The sequence below is a fragment of the Streptococcus porci DSM 23759 genome (genome assembly GCF_000423765.1).
GTDB classification, from domain to species: domain Bacteria; phylum Bacillota; class Bacilli; order Lactobacillales; family Streptococcaceae; genus Streptococcus; species Streptococcus porci.
Genome location: NZ_AUIP01000013.1, coordinates 43,718 through 70,468, shown reverse-complemented (window position 1 = coordinate 70,468; position 26,751 = coordinate 43,718). Strand labels below are relative to the sequence as shown.

Annotated in this window: 20 protein-coding genes and 3 pseudogenes; 20 read left to right on the top strand and 3 right to left on the bottom strand. The window is 41.0% G+C overall.

The features are described from left to right. Positions 1-3: 3 nt before the first annotated feature. The 6 genes from ndk (at position 4) to G576_RS0106070 (ending at position 7,044) form a co-directional block, all read left to right on the top strand. Positions 4-423 (top strand): nucleoside-diphosphate kinase, encoded by a 420-nt coding sequence (ndk, locus tag G576_RS0106095; protein ID WP_027973854.1) that lies wholly within the window; start codon positions 4-6, stop codon positions 421-423. Between the two features lie 213 nt (positions 424-636). Next, positions 637-1,056, top strand: coding sequence for a 30S ribosomal protein S12 (rpsL, locus tag G576_RS0106090; RefSeq protein ID WP_027973853.1), 420 nt, complete (start codon positions 637-639; stop codon positions 1,054-1,056). Between the two features lie 18 nt (positions 1,057-1,074). Then, positions 1,075-1,545 (top strand): 30S ribosomal protein S7, encoded by a 471-nt coding sequence (rpsG, locus tag G576_RS0106085; RefSeq protein WP_027973852.1) that lies wholly within the window; start codon positions 1,075-1,077, stop codon positions 1,543-1,545. A gap of 441 nt (positions 1,546-1,986) precedes the next feature. Further along, the gene (gene fusA / locus G576_RS0106080; protein ID WP_027973851.1) at positions 1,987-4,065 is read left to right on the top strand and encodes an elongation factor G; all 2,079 of its coding nucleotides are present in this window, start codon (positions 1,987-1,989) and stop codon (positions 4,063-4,065) included. A 775-nt stretch (positions 4,066-4,840) separates the two neighbouring features. Further along, complete coding sequence (gene gap, locus G576_RS0106075) at positions 4,841-5,851, top strand: type I glyceraldehyde-3-phosphate dehydrogenase (protein WP_027973850.1); 1,011 nt, start codon at positions 4,841-4,843, stop codon at positions 5,849-5,851. A 155-nt stretch (positions 5,852-6,006) separates the two neighbouring features. Then, positions 6,007-7,044: an aldose epimerase family protein gene (locus G576_RS0106070; RefSeq protein WP_027973849.1), complete on the top strand. Its 1,038-nt coding sequence runs from the start codon at positions 6,007-6,009 to the stop codon at positions 7,042-7,044. Between the two features lie 24 nt (positions 7,045-7,068). On the opposite strand, the gene G576_RS0106065 is transcribed toward G576_RS0106070, so the two are convergent. Further along, on the bottom strand, positions 7,069-7,896 hold the full coding sequence (locus G576_RS0106065) for an AraC family transcriptional regulator (protein WP_027973848.1): 828 nt from the start codon (positions 7,894-7,896) through the stop codon (positions 7,069-7,071). A gap of 106 nt (positions 7,897-8,002) precedes the next feature. On the opposite strand from G576_RS0106065, the gene G576_RS0106060 reads away from it, so the two are divergent. The 6 genes from G576_RS0106060 (at position 8,003) to dexB (ending at position 16,549) form a co-directional block, all read left to right on the top strand. Then, complete coding sequence (locus G576_RS0106060) at positions 8,003-10,168, top strand: alpha-galactosidase (RefSeq protein WP_027973847.1); 2,166 nt, start codon at positions 8,003-8,005, stop codon at positions 10,166-10,168. 13 nt (positions 10,169-10,181) lie between these two features. Then, positions 10,182-11,420, top strand: a complete 1,239-nt coding sequence (locus G576_RS0106055; RefSeq protein ID WP_027973846.1) for an extracellular solute-binding protein — start codon at positions 10,182-10,184, stop codon at positions 11,418-11,420. Between the two features lie 84 nt (positions 11,421-11,504). After that, a complete protein-coding gene (locus G576_RS0106050; RefSeq protein WP_027973845.1) occupies positions 11,505-12,377 on the top strand; it encodes a carbohydrate ABC transporter permease in 873 nt (290 codons plus the stop codon). A gap of 8 nt (positions 12,378-12,385) precedes the next feature. Continuing rightward, complete coding sequence (locus G576_RS0106045) at positions 12,386-13,219, top strand: carbohydrate ABC transporter permease (protein WP_083959962.1); 834 nt, start codon at positions 12,386-12,388, stop codon at positions 13,217-13,219. Positions 13,220-13,375: 156 nt separating this feature from the next. Continuing rightward, entirely contained in the window at positions 13,376-14,821 is a 1,446-nt protein-coding gene (gtfA, locus tag G576_RS0106040; RefSeq protein ID WP_027973843.1) for a sucrose phosphorylase, read from the top strand. A gap of 120 nt (positions 14,822-14,941) precedes the next feature. Then, positions 14,942-16,549 carry a glucan 1,6-alpha-glucosidase DexB gene (gene dexB, locus G576_RS0106035; protein ID WP_027973842.1) on the top strand — a complete coding sequence of 536 codons (1,608 nt, stop codon included), beginning with the start codon at positions 14,942-14,944 and terminating at the stop codon, positions 16,547-16,549. A gap of 278 nt (positions 16,550-16,827) precedes the next feature. Here the strand turns inward: dexB and G576_RS12435 are convergent. Both G576_RS12435 and G576_RS0106025 read right to left on the bottom strand, forming a co-directional pair. Then, a pseudogene (locus G576_RS12435) lies at positions 16,828-17,431 on the bottom strand (sugar O-acetyltransferase). A gap of 8 nt (positions 17,432-17,439) precedes the next feature. Then, a complete protein-coding gene (locus G576_RS0106025; protein ID WP_027973841.1) occupies positions 17,440-18,441 on the bottom strand; it encodes a LacI family DNA-binding transcriptional regulator in 1,002 nt (333 codons plus the stop codon). Between the two features lie 192 nt (positions 18,442-18,633). Here G576_RS0106025 and G576_RS12430 point away from each other — a divergent pair. The 8 genes and pseudogenes from G576_RS12430 to galE all read left to right on the top strand — a co-directional run. Further along, positions 18,634-19,908: pseudogene (locus G576_RS12430) on the top strand (glycoside hydrolase family 36 N-terminal domain-containing protein); the annotation flags it as partial. Further along, positions 19,899-20,465, top strand: a complete 567-nt coding sequence (locus G576_RS12425) for an extracellular solute-binding protein (protein ID WP_342664550.1) — start codon at positions 19,899-19,901, stop codon at positions 20,463-20,465. The pseudogene G576_RS12430 and the gene G576_RS12425, both read left to right, overlap by 10 nt. A gap of 91 nt (positions 20,466-20,556) precedes the next feature. After that, the gene (locus G576_RS0106010; protein WP_027973840.1) at positions 20,557-21,444 is read left to right on the top strand and encodes a carbohydrate ABC transporter permease; all 888 of its coding nucleotides are present in this window, start codon (positions 20,557-20,559) and stop codon (positions 21,442-21,444) included. Beyond that, entirely contained in the window at positions 21,431-22,261 is an 831-nt protein-coding gene (locus G576_RS0106005; RefSeq protein WP_027973839.1) for a carbohydrate ABC transporter permease, read from the top strand. Before G576_RS0106010 ends, G576_RS0106005 begins: the two co-directional genes overlap by 14 nt. Positions 22,262-22,602: 341 nt before the next feature. Then, positions 22,603-23,775: a galactokinase gene (locus G576_RS0106000; RefSeq protein ID WP_027973838.1), complete on the top strand. Its 1,173-nt coding sequence runs from the start codon at positions 22,603-22,605 to the stop codon at positions 23,773-23,775. A gap of 3 nt (positions 23,776-23,778) precedes the next feature. Beyond that, positions 23,779-25,239 carry a UDP-glucose--hexose-1-phosphate uridylyltransferase gene (gene galT, locus G576_RS0105995; protein ID WP_027973837.1) on the top strand — a complete coding sequence of 487 codons (1,461 nt, stop codon included), beginning with the start codon at positions 23,779-23,781 and terminating at the stop codon, positions 25,237-25,239. 9 nt (positions 25,240-25,248) lie between these two features. Continuing rightward, a pseudogene (locus G576_RS12420) lies at positions 25,249-25,627 on the top strand (VOC family protein). 84 nt (positions 25,628-25,711) lie between these two features. Beyond that, positions 25,712-26,713 carry a UDP-glucose 4-epimerase GalE gene (gene galE, locus G576_RS0105985; RefSeq protein WP_027973836.1) on the top strand — a complete coding sequence of 334 codons (1,002 nt, stop codon included), beginning with the start codon at positions 25,712-25,714 and terminating at the stop codon, positions 26,711-26,713. Positions 26,714-26,751 lie beyond the last annotated feature (38 nt).

Here is a 26,751-nt window from a genome sequence, read left to right as displayed (position 1 = left end):
CGTATGGAAAAGACTTTTTTTATCATTAAACCAGATGGAGTTAGTCGTGGCTTAATCGGGGATGTTCTTCATCGCATTGAACGTCGTGGTTTTGTTCTTGAACGCTTGGAATTGCGCCAAGCCAGTCCTGAACTACTTCGGGAGCATTATGCTGCCTTGGTTGACAAACCTTTTTTTCCAGAAATTGAAGACTATATGACCTCGGGACCGCTTCTGGCGGGGGTGATAGCTGGCAATCGTGTGATTTCATCATGGAGAACTATGATGGGAGCGACCAATCCCAAAGATGCCCTACCAGGCACCATTCGTGGAGATTATGGTCAAGCGCCGGGAGATACTGGCGGAATCCTTAATGTCGTTCATGGATCGGATTCAACTGAAGCGGCGAAAAGAGAAATAGCCCTTTGGTTTGGAGATCAGTAAGTCGAAGAACTTCTCGGGGGAAAAAATAAGAAAATAGCGAAAATAGTTGACTTGAAGTACCGTTTATGATATCATACTAAACGGTACTTTTTACTTTTGGTCTCTCAAAAGTGTACAGAGACGTGCTGACAAATGTTGCAAAAGTGCACACAGGATTGAGGATGTCACCAATCGCTCATCCAACCAGAATTAAAAAACACAGGAGAAATATAGATGCCTACTATCAACCAATTGGTACGTAAACCACGTCAATCAAAAGTTGAAAAATCTAAATCACCAGCTCTTAACGTTGGTTACAATAGCCACCGTAAAGTTCAAACAAACGTTTCTTCACCACAAAAACGTGGTGTTGCCACTCGTGTGGGAACAATGACACCTAAAAAACCAAACTCTGCCCTTCGTAAATTTGCTCGTGTACGTTTGAGCAACCTTATCGAAGTTACAGCTTATATCCCAGGTATCGGACACAACCTCCAAGAACACAGTGTTGTTCTTATCCGTGGTGGACGTGTAAAAGACCTTCCAGGGGTACGTTACCACATCGTTCGTGGTGCACTTGATACAGCAGGTGTAGCTGATCGTAAACAAAGCCGTTCTAAATACGGTGCTAAACGCCCTAAAGGCGCTAAATAAGGAAGGGAGATAAGATAAATGAGTCGTAAAAATCGTGCTCCAAAACGTGAAGTTTTGCCAGATCCATTATATAATTCTAAACTTGTAACACGTCTTATCAACCGTGTTATGCTTGACGGTAAGCGCGGTACTGCTGCGTCAATCGTTTACGGTGCTTTTGATTCAATCAAAGAAGCTACTGGTAACGATGCAAACGAAGTGTTTGAAGCAGCCATGGAAAACATCATGCCTGTTCTTGAAGTTCGTGCCCGTCGTGTCGGTGGTTCTAACTACCAAGTCCCAGTTGAAGTTCGTCCAGAGCGTCGTACAACACTTGGACTTCGTTGGTTGGTTAATGCATCTCGCGCTCGTGGCGAACACACTATGGTTGAACGTCTTGCTAAAGAAATCATGGACGCTGCAAACAACACAGGTGCTTCAGTTAAGAAACGTGAAGATACACACAAAATGGCAGAAGCAAACCGCGCATTCGCACACTTCCGCTGGTAAGATAGGATATTTTAGCGTTAAACAAATGCTAGCCAAAATAGGAAAATCGACGAAGAAACTTCGGTTTCTAGGAGGTTTTATCTTTTTGGCAGACATTTGTAGCTAAAATTCAACTAAGATTAAGATACGAGGGCGTCAAGCAACTCCTAGACAAAATAGGGAAGCGAAGCAGATTGCTGTGCAATCAATGAGGTTCATCTTTTTGTCAGTGAGTTGTAGCCCGAGTTCAATTAGAATGTGAGGACGTTAAGTCAGTTCTACATAAATCAATTGAGATTATGGTAGCAACTTCTCGTTCAACCATCACAAATTGGATTGGGGCTTGCCTCATCCACTTTACACCATTAGTAAGAAATCAAGCGGGTGGGATTTGCCCACTCGCTTTTCTTAAAATATGGTATAATCAGAATAGAAAATTAAAAATATAGGAGAAACAACCTAATGGCACGCGAATTTTCACTTGCAAAAACTCGTAACATCGGTATCATGGCCCACGTCGATGCCGGTAAAACAACAACAACAGAGCGTATCCTTTACTACACTGGTAAAATTCACAAAATTGGTGAAACTCACGAAGGTGCGTCACAAATGGACTGGATGGAGCAAGAACAAGAACGTGGTATCACTATCACATCTGCTGCAACAACAGCTCAATGGAACGGTCACCGTGTAAATATCATCGACACACCAGGACACGTGGATTTCACAATCGAAGTACAACGTTCACTTCGTGTTCTTGATGGTGCGGTAACCGTTCTTGATTCACAATCAGGTGTTGAGCCTCAAACTGAAACTGTTTGGCGTCAAGCTACTGAGTATGGAGTTCCACGTATCGTATTTGCGAACAAAATGGACAAAATCGGTGCTGATTTCCTTTACTCAGTAAGCACACTTCATGATCGTCTTCAAGCAAATGCTCACCCAATCCAGTTGCCAATCGGTTCAGAAGATGATTTCCGTGGTATTATTGACCTGATCAAGATGAAAGCTGAAATCTATACTAATGACCTTGGTACAGATATTCTTGAAGAAGATATTCCAGCTGAATATCTTGAGCAAGCTGAAGAATACCGTGAAAAATTGGTTGAAGCAGTTGCTGAGACTGATGAAGAACTTATGATGAAATACCTTGAAGGTGAAGAAATCACTAATGAAGAATTAAAAGCTGCTATCCGTACAGCGACTATCAATGTTGAATTCTTCCCAGTATTGTGTGGTTCAGCCTTCAAAAATAAAGGTGTTCAGTTGATGCTTGATGCGGTTATTGACTACCTTCCAAGCCCACTTGACATTCCAGCTATCAAAGGTATTAACCCGGATACAGATGAGGAAGAGACACGTCCAGCATCTGATGAAGAGCCATTTGCAGCTCTTGCCTTCAAGATCATGACAGACCCATTCGTAGGTCGCTTGACATTCTTCCGTGTGTACTCAGGTGTCCTTAACAGTGGTTCATACGTACTGAATACTTCAAAAGGTAAACGTGAGCGTATCGGACGTATCCTTCAAATGCACGCAAATAGCCGTCAAGAAATTGAAACGGTTTATGCCGGAGATATCGCTGCTGCGGTTGGTTTGAAAGATACAACAACTGGTGACTCATTGACTGATGAAAAAGCCAAAATTATCCTTGAATCAATCAACGTTCCAGAACCAGTTATCCAATTAATGGTTGAACCAAAATCTAAGGCTGACCAAGACAAGATGGGTGTTGCCCTTCAAAAACTTGCTGAAGAAGATCCAACATTCCGCGTTGAAACAAACGTTGAAACTGGTGAAACTGTTATCTCTGGTATGGGTGAACTTCACCTTGATGTCCTTGTTGACCGTATGAAACGTGAATTCAAGGTTGAGGCTAACGTAGGTGCTCCTCAAGTATCTTACCGTGAAACATTCCGCGCTTCAACACAAGCACGTGGTTTCTTCAAACGCCAATCTGGTGGTAAAGGTCAATTCGGTGATGTTTGGATTGAATTTACTCCAAACGAAGAAGGTAAAGGATTCGAATTCGAAAATGCAATCGTCGGTGGTGTGGTTCCACGTGAATTTATCCCAGCGGTTGAAAAAGGTCTGGTAGAATCTATGGCAAACGGTGTCCTTGCTGGATATCCAATGGTTGACGTTAAAGCGAAACTTTATGATGGTTCATACCACGATGTCGACTCATCTGAAACTGCCTTCAAGATTGCAGCATCTCTTGCTCTTAAAGAAGCTGCTAAAACAGCACAACCTGCTATCCTTGAGCCAATGATGTTGGTTACAATCACAGCTCCTGAAGATAACCTTGGTGACGTTATGGGTCACGTAACAGCACGTCGTGGACGCGTCGACGGTATGGAAGCTCGTGGTAATACACAAGTTGTTCGTGCTTATGTGCCACTTGCTGAAATGTTTGGTTATGCAACAGTTCTTCGTTCTGCTACTCAAGGACGTGGTACCTTCATGATGGTATTTGACCACTACGAAGACGTACCTAAGTCAGTACAAGAAGAAATTATCAAGAAAAACAAAGGGGAATAATTCTCCTTAAAAGGCTGGGATTCATGATATACTCCCCTTATAGTGGACAGTGAAATAACAAAAAAATTTCACTAGAAACTATGAGGGGTTTTCATATGTCAAAAAGAAGTCGAAAAACAGGCTCTTTGTCAACTGTAGTGGGGTGATGAAAAGCTAACATCTAGAGAACGAAATTCGCTTTCTCTTTCAAGCTCTTTAATGCAATTAAAACCCGCTTTTAAAGTTGTATCTTCCTAAACCAAAGATATTTCGTTTAATAACCTTGAGGTCAAAGAAGACAATCCTGTGTATGTTAAACGAGAAGATTGTCTTAGAGTTTGGTCGTATGATTAAAGAAATATGAGGTTGAGCAAAAATTCAACTTTAAACATAAACCGTAAATAAGATTTGTTCTCTAATATTCAGAGTTCAAGAATGTTCGCTTTTTACGATAAATTAGAGCATTTGAAATACTTGGTGCTAGAAAATTTTAAAATCGACTATTTGAGGCTGGTTTCAATAGTGATATCCATAGATGCAAGGAGACTGTCAGCCACAAGATCTTTCTTCTAAGTAGTTTTGGAATTGAAATGAAGAAATGGCGCAATAAAGTTGTGAAAAGACTAACAAAAAAAGGTGAGGAAAGCGGTTTAAGAGTTTGCAATTTATTGTCATAAGTTATATAATAGAAGTGTTGAAAGTTGCTTGTAAAGATTCAAGTTAAACTTTTCACAATTGCTAAAGGGGTAACCCTTAATAAAATATTTACTTGATTTTCATAAGGAGGAAATCACACATGGTAGTTAAAGTTGGTATTAACGGTTTCGGTCGTATCGGACGTCTTGCTTTCCGTCGTATCCAAAACGTTGAAGGTGTTGAAGTTACTCGTATCAACGACCTTACAGATCCAAACATGCTTGCTCACTTGTTGAAATACGATACAACTCAAGGTCGTTTCGACGGTACAGTTGAAGTTAAAGACGGTGGATTTGAAGTTAACGGTAAATTCGTTAAAGTTTCTGCAGAACGCGAACCAGCTAACATTGACTGGGCAGCTGACGGTGTAGAAATTGTTCTTGAAGCTACTGGTTTCTTTGCTTCTAAAGAAAAAGCTGAGCAACACATCCACGCTAACGGTGCGAAAAAAGTTGTTATCACTGCTCCTGGTGGAAACGACGTTAAAACTGTTGTTTTCAACACTAACCACGATATCCTTGATGGTACAGAAACAGTTATTTCAGGTGCTTCATGTACTACAAACTGTTTAGCTCCAATGGCTAAAGCTCTTCACGATGCTTTCGGCATCCAAAAAGGTCTTATGACAACTATCCACGCTTACACTGGTGACCAAATGATCCTTGACGGTCCACACCGTGGTGGTGACCTTCGCCGTGCTCGCGCTGGTGCAAACAACATTGTTCCTAACTCAACAGGTGCTGCTAAAGCTATCGGTCTTGTAATCCCAGAATTGAACGGTAAACTTGACGGTGCTGCACAACGTGTTCCAGTTCCAACAGGATCTGTAACTGAGTTGGTTGTAACTCTTGACAAGAAAGTTACTGCTGACGAAATCAACGCTGCTATGAAAGCTGCTTCAAACGAAAGCTTCGGTTACACTGAAGATCCAATCGTTTCTTCAGACATCGTAGGTATCGCTTACGGTTCATTGTTTGACGGTACTCAAACTAAAGTTATGGAAGCTGATGGCGAACAATTGGTTAAAGTTGTTTCATGGTATGATAACGAAATGTCTTACACTGCACAACTTGTTCGTACTCTTGAGTACTTCGCAAAAATCGCTAAATAAGATTTTTTAAAGATTGGAAATTTTCCAATCTTTTTTTCTATAGAAATATCAATCTGCTAAATGGTCCAGAAGTGTGGAATTTTAGTCAAGACTCTCTTTACAGATACTATATTAAGTTGTAAAATGATGGTATTAGAATTCAAAGGAGTATTTGCATGGCTATTGATACAAAGGTCGTTGAAAAGATAGATGGGAAAGAAGTCATTCAGGTGCGTTTGCGTAATCGTAACGGTGTCACGGCAAGTTTTTTAACACTAGGTGCTACTTGGCAGGAGTTTTTGGTGCCAGCTGAGGCTGGTGAGGAAAAAAATCTCTTGCTAGGCTTTGATTTACCTAGTGATTACGGGCGTAATACTCTCTATGCAGCCCAGACCATCGGTCGTGTAGCAGGAAGGATTGCTAAGGGGCAGGCTAGAATTGATGGGCAAGTGTATCAGTTGCCGGTAAATAATAATGCTAATTGTCTGCATGGAGGTCCTGAAGGTTTTCATAAACAGATTTGGGATTTTGAGTTAGTTGAGAGTGATACTTCTTCAAGCGTTATTTTCACTTATAAGGCCAAGCAGGAAGTAGATGGTTTTCCTGGCGACATGGGTGTGGTGGCTCGATTCACCCTGGATGATGACAATCGTCTAACTATGGTCTTTACGGGGAAAAATGCGACAGAGACGACGCTTTTTAACCCCACAACCCATCCTTATTTCAACCTGAGCCAGTATCAGGATTTGCGGAGCCATTATTTGCAGGTACAGGCTGATTATGTCTTGGAAACGGATGATGAATTGATTCCATCGGGTGCTTTTTGCGAGGTATCGGGGACTCCATATGACTTTAGGGAGGAGCAAAATCTAAGCGCAGCCATTTCTCGAAATGATGGCTTTGATGATGCTTTTGTGGTCAATAGCGGAGCAGATAATCCCATTGTAGTGCTTCGAGATGAGGAAAGCGGTGATCAGCTGAGCATTTATTCTGAGCGCCAGGGAGTGGTAGTCTATACCATGAACTCTCTGGAGGATGGTGTCTTTTTCGCTCGTGACAAGGGATTACCTGGGCGTGCTCAGGAAGGGGTGGCAATTGAACCACAGCATCTCCCAGATGCAGTAAACCATGAGCATTTTGAACAGATATTCTTATCACCCAATGAAGAGAAATCTTATGAGATTGTCTTTGTTTATGATAATACGAAATACTAAAGGAGCTTCCATTTTGGAGCTCCTTTAGTATTTTTTACGTAGATTAGTGGGAGATTTTTTGAAGTGTTGTTTAAAAGCTTTTGAAAAATAAAGGGGATCAGAAAAACCGACTGAGTAAGCGATGACTTTGATTGGTTCGTCGCTAGTTTCGAGAAGAAATTTAGCACGATTCATTCGAACTTGATTGAGATATTCTTTTGGAGGCATCTGGTATTGTTCGCTAAAAGAGCTGGTTAAATAGCTGCGATTCACAGCTAGTCTATCTGCAATTTTTTGAATGGTTAGATTTGAAGAAGTGTAGTTTGTCTCGATGATTCTGCGGCAATCTAAACAGAGTTTTTCTGTTTCGTGCATAGGTTTTATTGTTTCTTCTGGCGCCAGGGCTGATAGTTGATAAAGAAGCTCATAGACGCCACCTAGGAGGTGAAGGTGGCTCGCTGGAGAAGCGTCAAGTTTTTCAGTTTTTTGAATAATTTCTTTGACTAATTGATACAGTGTAAAGGTATTTCGATAAGCTGAGCACTTCAAATATCCCTTGTTATAAAGGTTAGATAGTCTAAAGTAATCAAGCGCTTTGCTGCCGCTAATTCCTAGCCAATAGTAAGACCAAGGATTGTCAATGCTAGCCTCGTAGTAAGTCAATTCGTTTGGCTTGAGAAGAAAAAGGTCTCCTGCCTTTAGGTGGATAGTTTCGCCTTTGTAGCAAAAAATACCTTCCCCTTTTTCAATATAGTGAAGGACAAAGTTCTCTCGGATAGCTGGTCCAAACCCGTATTTGGGTTCACATTGTTCAAATCCATAAAAGTCGATGGTTAGGTCAATAGTGTCATTTTGAAACTCAGAAAAGATCATAAAAATTTTACCTCACCTAACATTTTACCATATTTACATAACGAAACTCTATTTTTTAAAGCGTTTTCATAAAGTAGAATATAGACATGAAGAAAAGGAGAAGACAATGATAGTATTTCAAGAAGAAAATCAGATTTTTCACTTAAAAACCAGCCGCTTTTCCTATGTTATGCAGGCTTTGGAGAATCGCCTACTTGTGCATCGCTATTTTGGTAAAAGGGTTGAGCGATTTAGTGAGAGTCATCAAATCATTTATCAGGATAGAGCATTTTCGCCTAACCCTACGAGCAAGGATAGAACATTTTCGCTAGATACTTTACCGCTTGAGTACAGTAGCAACGGTTTGGGAGATTTTCGAACATCTGCTATTGAGGTGCGTAGCGATTTTGGAACTTTGCTGGATTTAAAATATCAAAAGCACCGCATTTTTCAAGGGAAAAAGGTGCTAGATGGACTACCTGCGAGTTTCGGTGATGAAGAAGATGTTGAAACGCTAGAGATTGATCTCTACGATGAGGTGACGGGGGTAATAGTGACCCTTTCGTATAGTGTTTTTGAAGAGGCTAATTATCTGGCTCGTTCGGCTAAGATAAAGGCAGGAAAACATCAGGTTCACCTTGAGAAAGCGCTGAGTTTGACGCTTGATTTTCCTCACAAAGATTTTGATGTTCATACTTTGACAGGTCGCTACGGCTATGAGAAAGAGTGGACGAGAACTCCTTTGACTCAAGGGAAATACAGTATCGGTAGTATTCGTGGTGCTTCTAGTCACTCGCGGACCCCCTTTATGGCTCTAACCAGTCCAGATGTGACCGAGGATGATGGAGAAATTTATGCTGCTCAGTTGGTTTATAGCGGAAACTTTACAGCTTTTGCTGAGACGACAGCTCTTCAAACGACTCGTTTGGGTATAGGGATTGATGATACTAAATTTAATTGGGTTTTGGAAGCGGGGCAGTCTTTCCAAACTCCAGAAGCTCTGATTACTTATACGCCTCATGGATTGACAGAGTTGACGCAACAGAGTCATTGCTTTATTCATCAACATCTGATGCGTGGCAAGTGGGCATATAAGGCTCGTCCAATTCTAATTAATAATTGGGAGGCTACCTACTTCCGCTTTACAGAGAAAAAGATAGAAAAGTTAGCTGGACTGGCAGCTAAGGCGGGTGTTGAACTATTTGTTTTGGATGATGGTTGGTTTGGAAAACGTAATTCAGATACTTGTTCTTTGGGAGATTGGGTTGAGAATCGTGACAAGTTGCCAAGTGGGCTGAAGGGCTTATCGCAGATAGTCAATCGTCTGGGAATGTCATTTGGACTTTGGTTTGAGCCAGAAATGGTCTCTGAAGATAGCGACCTTTATAGAGCACATCCGGAGTGGGCAATTCGGACGACAGGCTATGGCAATACTTATAGCCGTGAGCAGTTGGTGCTTGATTTGTCTCAAAAGGCGGTTCAGGATTACATTATTGAGAGTGTATCCAAAGTTCTTGATTCGGCAAGTATCAGTTATGTCAAGTGGGATATGAATAGAAATATCACCAATATTCCTGAAACATTGGCAAATCATCATCGACATGAATTTTATCATCGCTATATGTTGGGTCTTTACAGAGTCTTGGAAACATTAACGCAGCAATATCCAGAGGTTCTTTTTGAATCTTGTGCAGGGGGGGGAGGCCGAAACGATTTAGGACTTCTGTACTACATGCCCCAAGCCTGGGCTAGTGACAATACTGATGCTATTGGGCGCTTGTCCATTCAGGAAGGAACTAGTTTGATGTTCCCAAGTATCAGTATGGGGGCGCATGTATCAGCTGTACCTAACCACCAAACAGGTCGAGTAACGCCATTGGCAACACGTGGGAATGTGGCCATGCTAGGAAATTTGGGTTATGAGCTAGATTTGACAACCTTGTCAGAGAAAAAACTTGAGGAAATTTCGCAGCAAGTTGCCACGTATAAAACCATCCGTGAGACAGTTCAATTTGGTCGCTTTTACCGTTTGACAAAAAGGGATAATACGCACGCTTATACTTATGTTAATGAGGATAAGAGTCAGGTGGTATTTACCTTCGTAAAAGTCTTGTCCCAACCAGAAGCACCACTGATTACGGTAAAACTCAAAGGATTAGATGAAAAGGCTCAGTATTATTGTGAAGCTCTGAATGCGACTTTCGCTGGTGATGAGCTTATGAACATTGGCTTAGTCATGCCCTATGTTCAAAAAGATTATTTTAGTGTACAATATGTTTTCAACAAAATTTAGGAGGACGTTGATAATGAAAATGAAAACTTTTTTGAAATGTGCAGCTGTCTGTGGCTTTGCATCATTCTTGGTAGCTTGCGGTAACGATAGCTCTAAGAGCGACGCAAAAGAAATTGAGTTTTTCTCTCAAAAAACGGAAATGCAAGCGACTTTACAAGAAATTGTTGATGACTACAACAAGTCACAAGATGATGTCAAGGTTAAATTGACAAGCGTTCCAGATGCTGGTACCGTCCTAAAAACGCGTATTGCTAATGGCGAAACACCAGACGTTATCAATATCTACCCACAAAATGCCGACTTCAAGGGGTGGGCTGCTGATGGTCAATTTGTTGATTTAACAAAAGAATCTGACATTCTTGGGAACCTAAACGAAGGAGCAGCAGAGGCATATGCGGTCGATGATAAAATCTACAATGTGCCTTTGACAACAAACGTTTCTGGTATTTATTACAACAAAACAGCTTTTGAAAAATTAGGCATTCAAGTTCCAAAATCTTTAGCGGAATTTCAAGAGATTGTGAAGAAGATTAAAGATGACGGCCAAACGCCATTTGCAGAAGCTCTCGGAGATTCATGGACTTTTAATGGATTTGCACAATTAGCATGGATTCAAAGTGCAGGTAGCCCAGAAGCTGCCAATAAAATTCTTCGCTTTAGCGATAAAGGAGGCATCAAAGCTGACGATGTTACTAAAAATGTAGCAAGCTATCTTGATCTTCTCGCAGGTAATGGACAAGCTAACTCTGATGGTGCGCTTTACGCTGACACAGTAGCAGCTTTTGCGGAAGGTAAAGCTCTCATGATGGCCAACGGTTCATGGGCGCTTACGGTAATTAATCAGCAAGAGCCAAATTTTGAAGTAGGTTTCTTTGCAATGCCAGGTTTGACTACAGATGCACCAGTCATGACTGTTGGGGCTGCTGATATGGCAGTATCTATCTCAGCTGATTCAAAAAATGTAGAAGCTTCAAAAGACTTTGTTAAATACTTCAGCTCAGCAGAGGTCTTCCAAAAATACTATGATGTTGATGGCTCACCAACATCTGTTAAAGGTGTAAAAACAGAAGGTAAATTCAGTGAGTTGGCAGATGTAGCCTCACTTGCCTTTACAGACCAACAAGCTATCTGGTTGCATTCAGAATGGACTTCAGAAGAAACTTTCTGGGATGCTAACGTTTCATATATCAAGAGCAAAGACTTAGATGCTTATATTAGCAACCTCAACACATTCTTTGACACAATGAAATAATAAGTGTGTTTAGTAAGGTATTGAAAATCAGAGTCTGGGATAAAATACCAGGCTCTTTATCTTAGTGAACTAGGAGGACAAGATATGAACAAACAAGGTTTCATAAGTAAATACTGGGCATATATTTTTGTAATTATTCCAGTTCTTCTTCAAGCTATTTTCTTCTTTTACCCTTTGGTAAATGGCTTGATTTATTCCCTGACAGACTGGACTGGTCTTACCCGTAATTATAATGTTATTGGTTTGGATAACTACGTTAAAATTTTTCAGGATCAAGCTTTCTATAAAAGTCTAGGTTTCACCCTTCTTTTTACGGTTGGCTTGGTTGTTGGAGAAATTGTTATCGGGATTTGGCTGGCGACGCTCCTGAATCGTAAAATTAAGGCGGTTGGCTTTTTCCGTACTTGGTATTTCTTTCCAGCGGTATTGTCAACGGTGACGATTGGTTTGATTTTTAGTCAGCTCTTTAATTATGGCTTGCCTCAGGTTGGAGAAGTGTTGGGGATCGATTGGCTAAGTTCTAACCTTTTATTCCAAGAAAAATCAGTTTTCTGGTCAGTGCTTTTTGTAGCTCTTTGGCAGGGATTGGCTATGCCGGTTGTTATTTTGCTATCTGGTTTGCAATCTATTCCAGAGGACATTAAAGAAGCTGCAGCTATTGATGGTGCCAATAAGCGTCAGCAATTTTTCCAAATTGAGCTACCTTTCTTGTTGCCATCAATTTCAATGGTCTTTATCTTGGCTATGAAATCTGGTTTGACAGCTTTTGATTTGATCTATTCTTTGACTAAGGGTGGTCCGGATGGTGCGACTAAGACTCTGGGGCTTTTGGTTTATGACAATGCCTTCACCAACAACCAGTTCGGCTATGCAAATGCTTTAGCGGTAGTCTTGTTTGTCATTATAACCATTATTTCGGTAGTGCAAATTACCCTTTCTAAAAAGTATGAAGTGTGAGGTAAACGATGATGAAAACTAAAAAACAGAATAATATCATTCCTTACATCGTACTGCTTACAGGGATTTTGCTTATGTTGATTCCTTTAGCAGTGACTATTATTAGCTCTTTTAAGACGACTAAAGAAATCACAGGTAACTTCTTTGGCTTGCCTGAAGAATGGACTCTATCTAATTATGAACGCCTTTTCAATGATGGGATTGTTCATTATTTCCTTAATTCAGCTTTTTTAACAGTTGTTAGCGTAGCTTTGATTATCGCAGTTATTCCGATGGCGGCTTTTGCCATTGCTCGACATATGGATCGCAAGAAAATCTTTGCGATTATGTATACTCTCTTGATTATAGGTATGTTTGTACCATTCCAAGTTATTATGTTGCCAATGGCTAAGCTAATGAGTAATCTTCATATGACTAATCTGGTTGGCTTGACAATCCTTTATCTGACCTATGCTATACCTCAAACACTCTTTCTTTATGTAGGCTACATAAAGACTATTGTACCAACAGAGATGGATGAGGCGGCAGCTATTGATGGTGCAGGACGTTTTTTGATGTACCGTAAGATTATTTTTCCGCTCATGAAACCCATGCATGCAACGGTATTAATCATCAATGCTCTTTGGGTTTGGAACGACTTCTTGATGCCACTTCTAGTTCTCAACCGTGATTCTAGTACATGGACAATGCCCCTCTTCCAATACAACTATCAAGGACAGTATTTTAGCGATTACGGACCAAGTTTTGCCTCTTATGTCGTTGGGATTATTCCGATTTTGATTGTTTATCTCATTTTCCAAAAGAACATTATCTCAGGTATGACAAGCGGATCGGTCAAGTAAGTGTTAAGTGTGATAAGCAGCTAAAGCTGCAATCACACTACGGGATGTCCTAGAGGAAGATTCCTAAGGATTTTGAAAAAATAAATTGAAGGGCTGTCATTAATCAGCTCTTCTAAAATCAAGGATAATTAAACGTTTACAAGAAAAGGAGACCTTATGGGTATTCAAAATAAAACCATGTTAATCACTTACTCAGATAGTATGGGTAAGGATTTGAAGGAACTTGAACAAATCTTGGACAAGTATTTTGGGGAGGCGATTGGTGGTGTGCATCTCTTGCCATTCTTTCCATCCACTGGTGACCGAGGTTTTGCTCCAGTTGATTATGATGAAGTTGACCCTGCTTTTGGAGATTGGGATGATGTCAAACGATTGGGAGAAAAATATTATCTCATGTTTGATTTTATGATTAACCATATTTCGCGCCAGTCAAAATATTACAAAGATTATCAAGCAAAGCATGAAGACAGTGAATACAAGGATTTGTTCCTAAACTGGGATAAATTTTGGCCTGAGAACCGTCCAACGCCAGCTGATGTGGACTTGATTTACAAGCGTAAAGATAAGGCACCAATGCAGGAAATCATTTTTGCAGATGGGTCAACAGAGCATCTTTGGAATACTTTTGGTGAGGAGCAGATTGACCTTGATGTTACCAAAGAGGTAACGATGGACTTCATTAAAAAGACCATTGAAAATCTGGCGGCTAACGGTTGTGACCTTATTCGTCTGGATGCTTTTGCCTATGCTGTTAAGAAATTGGATACCAATGATTTCTTTGTAGAACCAGACATTTGGGACTTGCTCGATAAGGTACGTGATATTGCCGCCAAATCGGGTGCAGAGCTTTTACCCGAAATTCACGAGCACTACACTATTCAATTTAAGATTGCCGACCATGACTATTATGTCTACGACTTTGCTCTACCAATGGTGACTTTGCATGCCCTTTATTCTAAACATACGAATCAGTTGGCTAAGTGGCTAAAAATGAGCCCGATGAAACAATTTACAACCCTTGATACGCATGATGGTATTGGCGTTGTGGACGTTAAAGACATTTTGACAGATGAAGAAATCGAGTTTGCCTCCAATGAACTTTACAAGGTGGGAGCAAATGTTAAGCGTAAGTACTCCTCAGCTGAGTACAATAATTTGGATATTTACCAAATCAACTCGACTTACTACTCAGCTCTTGGTGATGATGATAAAAAATACTTCCTTGCTCGTTTGATTCAGGCTTTCGCGCCAGGAATTCCTCAGGTTTACTATGTTGGTTTCTTAGCTGGTAAAAATGATTTGGAACTTCTTGAGAGTACAAAAGAAGGGCGAAATATCAATCGTCATTATTATACAGAAGAAGAGATTGCTCAGGAAGTAAAACGTCCAGTCGTTAAGGCTTTGATTGATCTCTTTACCTTCCGTAATAAGTGCGCAGCCTTTGCCCTAGATGGAGGTATTGAGGTAGAAACTCCAGATGAAAACAGCATTCTGATTACACGCCATAATGCTGATAAGTCGGTTATTGCTAAAGCGAGTATCAATTTAAAAGAATTAACTTACCTAGTGACTGAAAATGGTGAAGAGAGACGTTTTTTCTAAGGATAACCTCTTAAGAATCCCTATAGTCAGGGATTTTTTAGAGAAGTTAAAGCAAACGCTTGCGTACTTTTTCTAAGTAAGATATACTAGTCATAAAAAGATAAGAAAATGAGGTTAAGTATGGAAAAACACTGGTGGCATAAGGCCACAATTTATCAAATCTACCCTAAGTCTTTTATGGATTCGAACGGCGATGGGATTGGGGATTTGAAGGGTATTACGAGTAAGTTAGATTACTTGCAAAAGCTTGGAATTACAGCTATCTGGCTGTCCCCTGTTTATCAGAGTCCTATGGACGATAACGGCTATGATATTTCAGATTATCAGGCTATTGCTGATATTTTTGGAGATATGGCGGATATGGAAGAATTGCTAGCGCAGGCTAAGCAGCGTGGCATTAGGATTATTATGGACTTGGTGGTCAACCACACGTCGGATGAGCATGCCTGGTTTGTGGAAGCGCGTGAGTATCCTGATAGTCCAGAACGTGATTACTACATATGGCGTGACCAGCCAAATGATTTGGAATCCATTTTTAGTGGCTCTGCCTGGCAATACGATGACAAGTCAGGTCAGTACTATCTCCACTTTTTCAGCAAGAAGCAACCGGATTTAAATTGGGAAAATGCTACGCTACGCCAGAAAATTTATGATATGATGAACTGGTGGATTGACAAGGGAATTGCAGGTTTCCGCATGGACGTCATTGACATGATAGGAAAAATTCCTGATCAGAAGATTGCCAATAACGGTCCGAAATTGCACGATTATCTCAAAGAAATGCATCAAGCGACCTTAGCTGGTAAGGATTTGCTGACGGTAGGTGAGACTTGGGGAGCGACACCAGAGATTGCGAAAAAGTATTCGAGTCCAGGTGAAAAAGAATTGTCCATGGTCTTTCAGTTTGAGCATATCGGCTTGCAGCATAAAGAAAATGCACCCAAGTGGGACTATGAAAAAGAGCTGAATGTGCCAGCTCTTAAAGAAATCTTCAAAAAATGGCAGACCGATCTTGAATTAGGCCAAGGTTGGAACTCCCTATTCTGGAATAACCACGACCTACCTCGTGTGTTATCCATCTGGGGGAATACTGGAGCTTACCGCGAAAAATCTGCCAAAGCGCTAGCCATTGCCCTCCATCTTATGCGCGGTACACCTTACATCTATCAAGGTGAGGAAATTGGCATGACCAATTATCCCTTTGAGAATTTGAGCCAGCTCAATGATATTGAATCTCTTAATTATGCACGAGAGGCGATGGCAGATGGAGAAACAGAAGTCAAGGTCATGGATAGTATTCGTATCATTGGTCGTGACAATGCTAGGACGCCTATGCAATGGACTGCTGGCGCCCAGGCTGGTTTTTCAAGCAACACCCAGACATGGCTTCCGGTCAATCCAAACCATGCAGATATTAATGTTGAAGCTTCGCTGGTTAATCCAGATTCCATCTTCTACACTTATCAAAAACTTATCAAGCTTCGCAAGGAGAATGATTGGCTCATTGATGCTGACTTTGAATTGTTAGATAGTGCAGATAAGGTCTTTGCTTACAAGCGTAAGACGGTTGAAGCTAGCTACTTGGTGGTTATCAATCTTTCGGATCAGGTGCAGCCATTTGAATTGCCAGTTTATCAAGAAATCATCATCTCGAATACTGAAGTCGAAAAAATAGCGCAAAGTAGCCAACTTTCAGCTTGGGATGCCTTTTGTGTTAAGCTCGCGTAATGACCATACAAAAAGACTAGAACAAAGTCCTTGTCTTTTAACCTTGTTGCAGTTAGGTACTTTGATACTGCGGTTGATTGGAGGAACTTCTCCCTTTTCACACAATGGACAGGTCCTTGCTAATCAACTGTGCGGAAGTGGGAGGCACAAGTCGACAATCGTCAACTGACATCAATCAAGGTCTGGAGATAGATTATTTCAAATCAAACACCTGAAAATTGGATGGTGGAGACAAAATTAAAATCGGCATTCTTGCCGATTTTAATTTTGTCCCTCTCTCATTTTTTGCTTTGAAGAGAAGCCCAGTCAATTTCTTGGTTTTTGCTGAGAAATTGGCGATCGTAGTTGTTAATTTTGCGGAGGACTCTAGCTGGACTACCAAGGGCAATAACGTTTTTTGGGATATCTTTGGTGACTAGACTTCCAGCTCCGATAACAGAGTTATCTCCAATAGTAACACCAGGCAGAACGATGACTCCGGCTCCCAACCAACAGTTTTTCCCGATAGTGACAGGAAGATTGAACTGGTAAGCTTGTTCACGAAGCTCTGGTAGAATAGGGTGACCAGCTGTTGCGATAGTAACGTTTGGTCCAATCATGGTGTTGCTACCGATGGTGATTGTGGTATCATCAACTAGGGTGAGGTTGTAGTTTGCATAGACTTGGTCACCTATCTGACAGAAATGACCTCCCCAGTTAGCGTGAAGAGGAGGTTCGATATAGACATTTTCGCCGACTTTAGCAAACATTTTTTAAGTAAATCGCTCCGCTTTTTTCCTTCGGAAGGCCGGGTATGGTTAAAATCATAGAGAAATTCCTGACAGAGACTTTGCTTTGTCAGAATATGGGGTCAGTAGGGATGTAGAGCTTGCCTTGGTGCATGGTGAAACCTACTTGCTACTTGAACGTAAGGTGAGAAGGGTTGCGACAGTCATCATAACTGGAAGATCTGGTGCGAAATTCTGTAGATGTTGCTCTAGTGTATTCATAGCAAGAATACCCATTTCTTCCGTAAAGACGGTAACACTGCTGAGTGGGGGATAGACCTGTTTGGCAACAACGGTATCGTTAAAGGAAATGATACTGACGCGGTCAGGGATTTTAATCTCGGCTTCTTGCAGGGCTCTAAGGGCACCGATTGCAAGAGCGTCGCTGGCAATAAAGAAAGCGTCCGGTAGGTCATCTCCCAGCGTTGCGATAGCTTTTTTCATCAAATGATAGCCGTCTTCAGTTGAAAATTTTCCAATAAAGACATAGTCAGAATTGTAGAGACGATGCTGACTCAGGTAATTTTTAAAGGTATAAAAGCGTGGGTCAATTAGTGGAAATTCATGGTCGGCGGTCAGCTCCTCGCCAGTCAAAATCCCAATATGTTTGTGACCTCTGCTGATAAAGTGATTGAGTACATTGACCACGGAATTAGTAAAATCTGTCGTGATGCAGGTATGACCTTGGCTAAGTGTATCGCTATCGACAAAAATAAGATTATCATTGATGGTTTCTAGTTCCTTGATTTGGGAATTGCTGTATTTTCCAATGGCAATAATCCCATCACATCCTCTAGCGGCATCTAAGGGGGAATCATTGAAAAGACGGATAATCTCGTAGTTTAATTCAATAGCTCGGCGCTCGATTCCGATGCGGATAGAGTAATAGTAAAGATCGTTGATTTCTTCGGACTCGGTGTACCACTGGATGATAGCGACTTTTTTATTTTCATTTTTAGCGGTAAGATTTTTTTTGTATCTGGTGTAGCCTAGTTTATCAGCAGTTTGGAAAATTCGTCGTCTGGTATCTTCGCTGACTGACATGGACTCGTCGTTGTTTAGCACGCGTGAAACAGTAGCGATTGAAACTTTTACTTGCTCTGCGATATCCTTAATCGTTGCCATGTTTTTTCTCCTTGAAATAATCTATGCTAATAGTATATCATAAAATTCTTCTTATATTCGCTCCATAAACTAAAATTTTACTTTTAAAAACCTGCTTCAAGAACCGACTTTCAGATAAAAAGATAAAAATATTATTGAATTATAAGTAAAAAAACAGTAAAATGATTAGTGAAAAAATATAGGAGGGCATTTATGAAGAATTTAATCACCTTTACTTCTGAAACTAACACTTTTCATCTATCTAACGACCATCTGTCCTATCTTTTTATGGTTGACGAGGGAGGACTTTTGAGTCATCTTTATTTTGGGAAAAGAGTTAAGCGCTATCATAATCAGTTGGCCTATCCTCGTATTGACCGAGGGTTTTCAGGAAATTTATCAGGGATTTCTAAACGAGGTTATTCAAAAGATACCTTACCTCAAGAATTTAGTGGTAGCTATTCAGGTGATTACAGAACACCGGCTTTGATGGTGAGGGGAGATTCTGGCAGTTGTTCGGTAGATTTTCGCTATAAGAGTTACCGCATTGAAGCTAGAAAACCTAGTTTGCTTGGACTGCCAGCGACTTTCGCGACAGATGATGAAGCTGAGACTTTGGTGGTGACTCTGGAAGATAGTTTGTTACATTTACAAGTAGAGCTTTCTTATACCATTTTTAGGCATCAAGCTATCATCGCTCGTTCATGCTCTGTCCTAAATAGAGGGGATAGGTCACTTGTCGTTGAGAAAATGGCATCCATGCAATTAGATTTTGTCGCTAAAGACTTTGATGCCATCTGTTTACCAGGTGCCCATGCTAATGAGCGTCATTTGGAGCGTGAGCCCATTGGTTATGGGTTGAAAAACTATAGCAGTAGACGAGGCACTTCGAGCCACCAGATGAATCCTTTTCTGGCTCTAGTAGACAAAAGGACAGATGAGCTAACTGGCTCGGCCTATGGTTTTCACTTTGTTTACTCGGGAAATCACGCATTTGAGGTGGAAAAAGATCAGATTGGACAAGTTCGTCTGGTGATTGGAATCAATGATTTTGGTTTTAATTGGACCTTAGCAGCAGGAGACTCTTTTCAAGCTCCAGAAGTCTTGATGACTTACTCTGATTCTGGTTTGAACGGTATGAGTCAGAATTTCCACCACATCATCCGAGACAATCTTGTGAGAAGCAAGTACAAGCATGCTGAACGGCCTATTTTAATCAATAACTGGGAGGCAACCTATTTTGATTTTACGGAAGAAAAGCTGCGCCCGATAGTTGATGAAGCTAAGAAGATGGGAATCGAGATGTTTGTCCTTGACGATGGTTGGTTTGGTCATAGAAATAATGACCAGTCTTCACTGGGAGATTGGCAGGTCTGGGAGGACAAGTTTCCAAAAGGATTGAAGCATTTTGCAGACTATGTTCATGATCAGGGACTCCAGTTTGGGCTCTGGTTTGAGCCTGAAATGATTTCAAGAAAATCTACGATGCTGGTCTCACAGATAGCAACAGTGACTGGAGCCAATGGCTGAGCGACTTTAATACAGGTGTGGTTTGGTCAGTTCCGACAGGCAACTGGATTACCCCATCAATCACAGCTCAAGCAGACCAAGAAGGCAAATGGGCAGTTGTCCCATTCCCACGCCAAGAAATGGAAAAGTCTGTAAATGCTTCAAACCTTGGTGGTGCATCTATCTATGTTCTTAACGTTGATGGAAAAGAAGCTGCTGCTGAATTTTTGAAAGAAACCTTCGGTTCAAGTACAGACCTTTACAAGACACTGGTAGAAAATATTGGAGCTATCGGTTCTTATATCCCGGCAACAGAAGCAGGTGTTTATGACACTGAAGCGAAATACTTTGGAGGACAAAAAATCTACAAAGACTTCGCCGAATGGTCAACTCAAATTCCAGCTGTTAACTACGGTGAAAACACATATGCAATTGAGGACATCCTTATCAAAGGATTGCAAAAATATTTGGGCGGAGAAAGCATTGACAAAGTCCTTGAAGATGCCCAAAAAGAAGCTGAAAATCAGTTGAAATAATCGCATGTTAACCAAATGATTTAGGATATTAAAAGCAGATGCTTGATAACTAAATTATTTGGTTATTTTATTCAGAAAGTCGGAGTTTAGAATGAAAAAAATGAATCCATTTTTAAGATCAAAACTTGCGGGATGGTTATTTGTTATCGTTCCGACTCTATTGATCGTCCTGTTCTATTTTTACCCAATGATTGAAGCCTTTAAATTGTCTCTTTCATCAGGTAAGGGGAATAATTTAAGTTTTGTTGGACTTGCTAACTACAAACGCCTCTTTAACGACCCAGTCTTTATCAGTGCTTTGAAGAACACCGTTTTATTCCTAGTTGTTCAAGTGCCAATTATGGTTATTTTGGCAATCTTCTTCTCAGTTTTGCTTAATAATAAGGCTTTGAAGTTTAAGGGACTGTTTCGGACGATTGTCTTTCTGCCTTCTGTTACTTCCTTGGTTGCTTATTCTATCGTTTTCAAATACCTCTTTTCCAACGATGGAATCATGAATAAAATCTTGACCTCGCTGCACATTTTACAAGAACCAATCATGTGGCTGGATAATGTTTTCTGGTCGAAAGTCGTTATCATTATTGCGATTACCTGGCGCTGGACAGGTTATAATATGATTTTCTTCTTATCTGCTCTGCAAAACATTGATCCAGAAATCTACGAGGCTGCAGATGTGGATGGGGCTAGTGCGGTTAAGAAATTCTTTAACATTACCATTCCTCTTTTGAAACCGGTTATCTTGTTTACGACCATCACGTCAACAATTGGTACGCTTCAATTATTTGATGAGCCTATGAACATCACACAGGGCGGCCCCGGTGATGCGACGACAACAATTTCGCAATATATCTATAATTTGAGTTTCAAATACACACCAGACTTTGGTTATGCAGCAGCGGTTTCTTATGCTATCGTAGTCTTGGTAGTGATTCTATCTATTATTCAAACGCGTGTGGGAGGTCGAGATGAAAAGAGATAAACCAAAAACAATTGCAACTTATATCTTTTTAATCCTCATGTCCATTATTTTTGTTTTTCCATTTTATTTCTTGGTAGTCAGTGCGACCAATAGCAGTATCGATGTGACTAATGGGCGCATGTTGCCAGGTGGCGAATTGTTCACTAACTTGAAAAACATTTTTAGTCAGACGGATATGACAAATGCACTGAAAAATTCTACTGTTGTAGCTCTTTTCCAGACAGTTTTAGCTCTCCTGATTGGCTCAGTAGCTGGTTATGGTTTTGAAGTTTACCGTAGTAAGGGGAAAGATATCGTCTTTAATATCATTCTTTTGTCTATGATGGTACCTTTCGCAGCAATCATGATTCCTCTTTTTCGACTTTTCGGGAAAATGTCTATGATTAGTTCACTTGTTGGGATTAACTCCTATGCTTCAATTTTCTTGCCCTATATTGTGACAGCTTTCTTGATTTTTTACTTCCGTCAAAACACCAAGATGTTTCCTAAAGAATTATTGGAAGCTGGTCGAATTGATGGTGTGTCTGAAGCAGGCTTATTTTTCAAAATCTATATGCCAACCATGAAGACGACCTATGCCGCGGCAGCTATTATCACCTTCATGAACAGTTGGAATAACTATCTCTGGCCATTGGTTGTGGTTCAATCTACGGAAAAACAAACTGTGCCACTCTTGATTTCACAACTTGGTTCAAGTTATTCTCCAGACTTTGGGATGATTATGGCTGCGGTTTTGGTTGCGACTGTGCCAACTTTGGTTATCTTCTTCGTGCTGCAGAAACAATTTGTTGCAGGTATGCTGGGTGCTAATAAGTAGATGAAATAAGTCTGGGACAAGGATTAATCATTGGCGTTTTTTCCGATTTCGATTTTGTCGTCTCATTTTCATACGGTTGATTAAGAAGGGGACATCCAATGTGTAGCAAGGGACGAGAACTTTCCATTGCTACACTGTGCCAAAGCCCTTGTCTGTCATAATATTAAAAGGCTAGGATTTTTGTCTTAGCCTTTTCTTTGGGAGGTAAAGGCAAGTAAAAAATAATAAAATTTTTACTATATTCCTTGATTTTTTTACTAATCTATTTTATAATCTAGGTAACAATTTATCAATTTAATGAGGATCAGTATCCTCGGTATCTTAAATTAAGGAGAAAGATTATGAACATTGAGCAACTGACACAGGCTTTTGAGGCAAGGTTTGGAACGGAACCTGATGCAACCTTTTTCTCACCAGGTCGCATCAACCTCATCGGTGAACACACAGATTACAATGGCGGACACGTATTTCCAGCGGCGATAACACTTGGCACTTATGGCGCTGCTAAAAAGCGCGAGGACAGAACCTTACGTTTTTACTCAGGCAATTTTGAGGAACTGGGTGTCATTGAAATTAGCTTGGACGACCTTGTTTTTAAAAAAGAAGATAATTGGACTAACTATCCAAAAGGTGTCATAAAGTATTTGAAAGAAGCAGGGCATGAGATTGAGACAGGGCTTGACGTCTATGTTTTTGGTAATATTCCAAATGGCTCTGGTTTGTCATCATCGGCTTCGCTAGAACTTTTAATTGGGGTCATCTGTGAAGAACTCTTTGACCTAAAACTAGACCGTCTTGATTTGGTAAAAATTGGTAAACAAACTGAAAACAACTTTATCGGTGTCAATTCAGGCATCATGGATCAATTTGCCATCGGCATGGGAGCAGACAAACAAGCCATTTATCTTGATACCAATACTTTAGAGTATGAATTGGTTCCGCTGGATTTAGGCGATTATGTGGTTGTTATCATGAATACCAATAAACGTCGTGAATTAGCAGATTCTAAATACAATGAGCGACGTGCCGAGTGTGAAAAAGCAGTTGAAGAATTGAATGCCTTGCTTGACATAAAAACTCTCGGGGAACTGGACGAAGCCACTTTTGATCAGTACGCTTATTTGATTAAAGACACAAACCGCATCAAACGTGCTCGCCACGCAGTTTCAGAAAATCAACGTACCCTGAAAGCTAAAGAGGCGCTAGTTGCTGGTGATTTGGAGCAATTTGGTCGTTTGGTCAATGCTTCTCATGTTTCTTTGGAGCACGACTATGAAGTGACTGGTGTTGAGCTTGACACTCTGGCTCATACTGCTTGGGAACAAGAGGGTGTTCTAGGGGCTCGCATGACAGGTGCTGGCTTTGGTGGCTGTGGTATTGCCATTGTTCAAAAGGATAAGGTTGCTGCCTTTACTGAAAATGTGGGCAAGATTTATGAAGAAAAAATTGGCTACGCGCCAGCTTTCTACATAGCAGAAGTGGCAGGCGGAAGTCGTGTTCTCTCAAGGAAGTAAGATATGAAACTTTTAGATAGCTTTGTCGCCGGAGTGATTGCTAATAGCGACTACACAGAAATGGATACCATTTACCTTGCTAATCGCATCCTTGCCTTGGTGGGTGAGGCAAATGCACAGCAGGAAACTCAAGAAACTACCCTCATCAAGCTGAAAGACCAATTAGTCGAGCTTGCGGTCGACAATGGTCGCTGTGCAGATATTCAGGAGGAGAAAAATTGTCTTGGTGCAGAGTTGATGAATTTTATCACTCCAATTCCTAGTCAAGTCAACGGTAGATTTTGGAAAACATATCAAGAAAATCCAGAGCAAGCCATTGCTGATTTTTATGATTTAAGCAAGAAAAACGATTACATCAAGGTTGAAGCCATTGCCAAAAACCTTGCCTTTTCTACTCCGTCGAAATACGGTGATATGCAGATTACCATTAACTTATCAAAGCCTGAAAAAGACCCTAAAGCTATTGCAGCAGCTAAGTTGGTGGCAAGCTCTGATTATCCTAAATGCCAACTCTGCATGGAGAATGAAGGTTATCAGGGGCGCATTAACCACCCAGACCGTGCCAATCACCGTATTATTCGGATGGATTTGGGTGAGGAGAAGTGGGGTTTTCAGTACTCCCCCTACGCTTATTTTAATGAACATTGTATTTTCCTCAACACCCAGCATGTCCCCATGGTCATCAGTAAGGACACGTTCAGTCAATTGCTTGATATTGTGGACATCTTTCCGGGATACTTTGCTGGCTCAAACTCCGATTTGCCGATTGTTGGTGGCTCCATTTTGACCCACAATCACTATCAGGGCGGTCGTCACACCTTCCCTATGGAAAAAGCGGAGCTAAGCCACAGGTTTACCTTTAAAGGCTTTGAGGAAGTGGATGCAGGGATTGTCAACTGGCCCATGTCAGTCATTCGTCTGACCTCAGATGACAAGGATAAAGTCATTGAACTGGCTGAGAAAATTCGTCTTGCTTGGAGAGATTACTCTGATAAATCGGCAGATATTCTTGCCTATACAGATGATACGCCCCATCACACCGTAACGCCGATTGCTCGTAAAAAAGAGGGACGTTTCCAATTAGATATTGTTCTCCGTGACAATCATACGTCTGAAGAACATCCAGATGGTGTCTACCATCCTCACAAAGATGTGCAACACATTAAAAAAGAAAATATTGGTCTCATTGAGGTGATGGGTTTAGCCATTTTACCTCCAAGGCTAAAGGAAGAACTGCTAGAAGTTGAAAAATATGTTCTGGGCGAGTATAATGAAATAGCTGACTACCACAAGGATTGGGCGGATAAGATTAAAGCCTCCAATCCTCATGTAACGGCAGAAAAAGTTTCATCAATCGTTCAAAAAGCTGTTGGAGCAACCTTTACACGTGTTCTTGAAGACGCTGGTGTCTACAAAAATACAAAAGATTTTATGCGCTTTGTGGAGCATGTAGGGCTTGGTTAGGAGCAGAAAATGAAAATTGAACATGCGGCAGCGTATGTCCATGATTTGGAAAAGGTCAAAAGCTTTTTTGAAACCTATTTGGGTGCTAAATCCAATCAGCGTTATCATAATCCTAAAACATCAATCCTATTTTCTGACTTTTTTAGACGGTGCTCGGTTGGAAATCATGACCAAGCCTAATCTGACGGATAATAATCCATCTATCAGTCAGTTCGGTTTTAGTCATCTGGCTTTCAGCTTGGGAAGCAAAGAAGCTGTAGATGAACTAACAGAAAAATTGGTCTCGGCAGGATATGATTTGATAAGTGGTCCCCGTATAACAGGTGACGGCTATTACGAGTCAGCCCTTGTTGTTGTCGAGGGGTTACAAATTGAATTAACACTTTAAGTTAAAAATAAAGAAAGGGAGAAGATGCTTGGTGGCTGTGAGCTCGGCTAGCAGTGATTTCCTAGCAACTTCTAAATCAAAACTATGGCAGTACTTGTGCTCGGTGGAGCGGGTTATATCGGTTCACATATGGTGGATAGACTCATTTCAGAAGGGAAAGAAGAGGTCGTCGTTGTTGATAATTTGGTGACTGGTCATCGTGCAGCGGTTCACCCAGACGCAAAATTCTATGAAGGTGATCTTTCTGACAAGGATTTTATGCGTCAAGTTTTTAAGGAAAATCCAGAAGTTGACGCAGTTATCCACTTTGCAGCTTATTCCCTTGTCGCAGAGTCAATGGTGGAGCCACTCAAATATTTTGATAACAATACGGCTGGCATGGTCAACCTTCTTGAAGTCATGCGTGAATGTCATGTCAAGCACATCGTTTTCTCATCAACGGCTGCCACTTATGGTATTCCTGATCAAATCCCTATTTTGGAAACAACGCCGCAACGCCCAATAAACCCGTATGGTGAGAGCAAACTCATGATGGAAACTATCATGAAGTGGTCTGATCAGGCTTACGGCATCACCTTTGTGGCTCTGCGCTATTTCAACGTTGCTGGCGCCAAACCAGATGGATCAATCGGTGAAGACCATGGTCCAGAGACTCACCTTCTTCCAATTATCTTGCAGGTTGCTCAAGGGGAGCGTGAGAAAATTATGATTTTCGGTGACGACTACAATACCCCAGATGGGACAAACGTCCGTGATTACGTTCACCCATTTGACTTAGCGGACGCTCATACTTTAGCGGTTGATTATTTGCGCAAGGGCGGAGCTTCTACTGCCTTTAACTTAGGTTCATCAACAGGATTTTCTAACTTACAAATCCTTGAAGCAGCACGTAAAGTTACTGGTAAGGCTATTCCAGCTGAATTGGCTAATCGCCGTCCTGGCGACCCAGACACCCTTATCGCCTCCTCAGAAAAAGCGCGTGAGATTTTGGGCTGGAAACCTCAATTTGACGATATTGAAAAAATTATCGAGACAGCCTGGACTTGGCACTCAAGCCACCCACGCGGTTACGATGATAGACATTAAAAGGGAAAAGGCCTCTTGCGGGGCTTTTTTGCATGAAT

What these genes read in the sequence shown, in the direction of transcription:
- ndk (WP_027973854.1), top strand. Translation starts at nt 4, where the DNA reads ATGGAAAAGACTTTTTTTATCATTAAACCAGATGGAGTTAGTCGTGGC.
- rpsL (WP_027973853.1), top strand. Translation starts at nt 637, where the DNA reads ATGCCTACTATCAACCAATTGGTACGTAAACCACGTCAATCAAAAGTT.
- rpsG (WP_027973852.1), top strand. Translation starts at nt 1,075, where the DNA reads ATGAGTCGTAAAAATCGTGCTCCAAAACGTGAAGTTTTGCCAGATCCA.
- fusA (WP_027973851.1), top strand. Translation starts at nt 1,987, where the DNA reads ATGGCACGCGAATTTTCACTTGCAAAAACTCGTAACATCGGTATCATG.
- gap (WP_027973850.1), top strand. Translation starts at nt 4,841, where the DNA reads ATGGTAGTTAAAGTTGGTATTAACGGTTTCGGTCGTATCGGACGTCTT.
- G576_RS0106070 (WP_027973849.1), top strand. Translation starts at nt 6,007, where the DNA reads ATGGCTATTGATACAAAGGTCGTTGAAAAGATAGATGGGAAAGAAGTC.
- G576_RS0106065 (WP_027973848.1), bottom strand. Translation starts at nt 7,896, where the DNA reads ATGATCTTTTCTGAGTTTCAAAATGACACTATTGACCTAACCATCGAC.
- G576_RS0106060 (WP_027973847.1), top strand. Translation starts at nt 8,003, where the DNA reads ATGATAGTATTTCAAGAAGAAAATCAGATTTTTCACTTAAAAACCAGC.
- G576_RS0106055 (WP_027973846.1), top strand. Translation starts at nt 10,182, where the DNA reads ATGAAAATGAAAACTTTTTTGAAATGTGCAGCTGTCTGTGGCTTTGCA.
- G576_RS0106050 (WP_027973845.1), top strand. Translation starts at nt 11,505, where the DNA reads ATGAACAAACAAGGTTTCATAAGTAAATACTGGGCATATATTTTTGTA.
- G576_RS0106045 (WP_083959962.1), top strand. Translation starts at nt 12,386, where the DNA reads ATGATGAAAACTAAAAAACAGAATAATATCATTCCTTACATCGTACTG.
- gtfA (WP_027973843.1), top strand. Translation starts at nt 13,376, where the DNA reads ATGGGTATTCAAAATAAAACCATGTTAATCACTTACTCAGATAGTATG.
- dexB (WP_027973842.1), top strand. Translation starts at nt 14,942, where the DNA reads ATGGAAAAACACTGGTGGCATAAGGCCACAATTTATCAAATCTACCCT.
- G576_RS0106025 (WP_027973841.1), bottom strand. Translation starts at nt 18,441, where the DNA reads ATGGCAACGATTAAGGATATCGCAGAGCAAGTAAAAGTTTCAATCGCT.
- G576_RS0106010 (WP_027973840.1), top strand. Translation starts at nt 20,557, where the DNA reads ATGAAAAAAATGAATCCATTTTTAAGATCAAAACTTGCGGGATGGTTA.
- G576_RS0106005 (WP_027973839.1), top strand. Translation starts at nt 21,431, where the DNA reads ATGAAAAGAGATAAACCAAAAACAATTGCAACTTATATCTTTTTAATC.
- G576_RS0106000 (WP_027973838.1), top strand. Translation starts at nt 22,603, where the DNA reads ATGAACATTGAGCAACTGACACAGGCTTTTGAGGCAAGGTTTGGAACG.
- galT (WP_027973837.1), top strand. Translation starts at nt 23,779, where the DNA reads ATGAAACTTTTAGATAGCTTTGTCGCCGGAGTGATTGCTAATAGCGAC.
- galE (WP_027973836.1), top strand. Translation starts at nt 25,712, where the DNA reads ATGGCAGTACTTGTGCTCGGTGGAGCGGGTTATATCGGTTCACATATG.